We start from the raw sequence: 1,461 nt of genomic DNA, 5'->3' as shown, positions 1-1,461 counted from the left end.
CATCGTCAGAGCTGACTTCCATGATGCTTACCTATGACATCTGAGCAAAATTTGAGGGGAAGGCTCAGGGTCAGAGCCCGAATTTAGGTAATGTCCCGGACGACATTTCCAAAAGCCGGGCTCTGACCCCGGTTTCAGGCAACTTTTGCGCGCTTCGGTTTTGCTTTGGCGGCGTTGAGCGCCGCCGCGGCGCGGATGAGCGCACGGAATGCGGCCGGGTCCAGCTCGTCGCCTTCGTGGATGTCGATGGCGCGTCGGGCGTTGCCGTCCAGGCTCGAGTTGAACAGGCCGGACGGGTCGTCCAGCGACGCGCCCTTCAGGAAGGTCAGCTTCACGTGCGACTTGTACGACTCGCCCGTGCAGAGAATGCCGCCGCTGGACCATACGGGCGTCCCCATCCACTTCCATTCTTCCACGACGCCGGGCACCGCTTCGTGGATCAGCGCGCGCACCCGGGCCAGCGCCGCGCCGCGCCAGTCGCCCAGGTCGGCGATGCGGCGGTCGATCAGTGCGGACGCCGCCAGGTCCGTGGATGCATTCTCCTGCTTCATGTCGCCTCCTTTGGTTCAGTCGTCGAGCTTCGCCAGCACCTCGTCGAGGGCGGCCGTGAATTTGTTCCAGCCGTACTTCGCACCATTGTAGGCCGCATCCTGGCCGGGCTGGAAGCCGGTCTGCTCCATTTTCAGGTGCGTGCCCGCGCCGGCCGGGGTCAGGGTCCAGGTGACGACGCTGTCCAGGCCCATCGCGGCCCACGTGTACGACAGCGAGCGGTTCGGTTCGATCTCCAGCACCTCGCAGTCGACGGCGCCCCAGTCGGCGCTGAGCTTGAAGCGGTGATGCAGGGCGGGCACGAAATCGTTCTTCATGAGCCACGCTTCGATCAGGTGCGGCTGCGTGAGTGCGCGCCAGAGCTTTTCCGGCGGATGCGCGAATTCGCGTTCGACGGTGACGGTGCGCGTGTGGAGCGAGGTATCGTTCATTGGTCCATCCTTTTCAAGAGGTCTTCCAGGTCATCGAACCGGCTCTCCCAGAACCGGGCCATTTGATTCGTCCAGTCGGCCAGCGGCGCCAATGCCTGCAGCTGGGCGGTGTAGTGCGTCTGGCGTCCTTCATGCCGGTCGCGCACGAGCCCCGCCTGCTTCAAGAGCCCCAGGTGCTTGGACACGGCCGGCTGCGAGATGCCGGCCCGGGCCGTGAGGGCCCCGACCGTCTGCTCGCCGTCGCGGCACAGCGATTCGAAGATGGCGCGCCGCGTGGGGTCGCCGAGTGTCCGGAAAAGAATATCGTGGGTGTCTGTCATGGCAATTAATAACCGGCTGGCTATGAATCAAATCATAACCAGCCGGTTATTGGTTGGTCAAGCACTTTTTTAGCGGGGCCGCAGCAGCACCGCGCCGCTCGTCTGCCCTGCCTCCAGCGCGGCATGCGCCTCGGCCGCGCGCGCCAGCGGCAGGTCCAGCC

General features: G+C 64.7%; 3 protein-coding genes. All 3 read right to left on the bottom strand.

Going from position 1 to position 1,461, the window contains the following annotated elements:
* Nucleotides 1–134: 134 nt before the first annotated feature.
* The 3 genes from ACEN88_RS31550 to ACEN88_RS31540 are packed head-to-tail and all read right to left on the bottom strand — an operon-like array spanning nucleotide 135 to nucleotide 1,300.
* Nucleotides 135–551 (bottom strand): DUF1801 domain-containing protein, encoded by a 417-nt coding sequence (locus ACEN88_RS31550; protein ID WP_413346082.1) that lies wholly within the window; start codon nucleotides 549–551, stop codon nucleotides 135–137.
* 15 nt (nucleotides 552–566) lie between these two features.
* On the bottom strand, nucleotides 567–980 hold the full coding sequence (locus ACEN88_RS31545) for an SRPBCC family protein (protein ID WP_056126802.1): 414 nt from the start codon (nucleotides 978–980) through the stop codon (nucleotides 567–569).
* Nucleotides 977–1,300 carry an ArsR/SmtB family transcription factor gene (locus tag ACEN88_RS31540; protein WP_025511203.1) on the bottom strand — a complete coding sequence of 108 codons (324 nt, stop codon included), beginning with the start codon at nucleotides 1,298–1,300 and terminating at the stop codon, nucleotides 977–979. Before ACEN88_RS31540 ends, ACEN88_RS31545 begins: the two co-directional genes overlap by 4 nt.
* Nucleotides 1,301–1,461 lie beyond the last annotated feature (161 nt).

The sequence above is a fragment of the Massilia sp. CT11-108 genome (assembly GCF_047302915.1).
Lineage (GTDB): Bacteria > Pseudomonadota > Gammaproteobacteria > Burkholderiales > Burkholderiaceae_D > Telluria > Telluria orientalis.
Note: the sequence above shows the minus strand (reverse complement) of the source record. Positions and strands in the feature narration are given on the sequence as shown.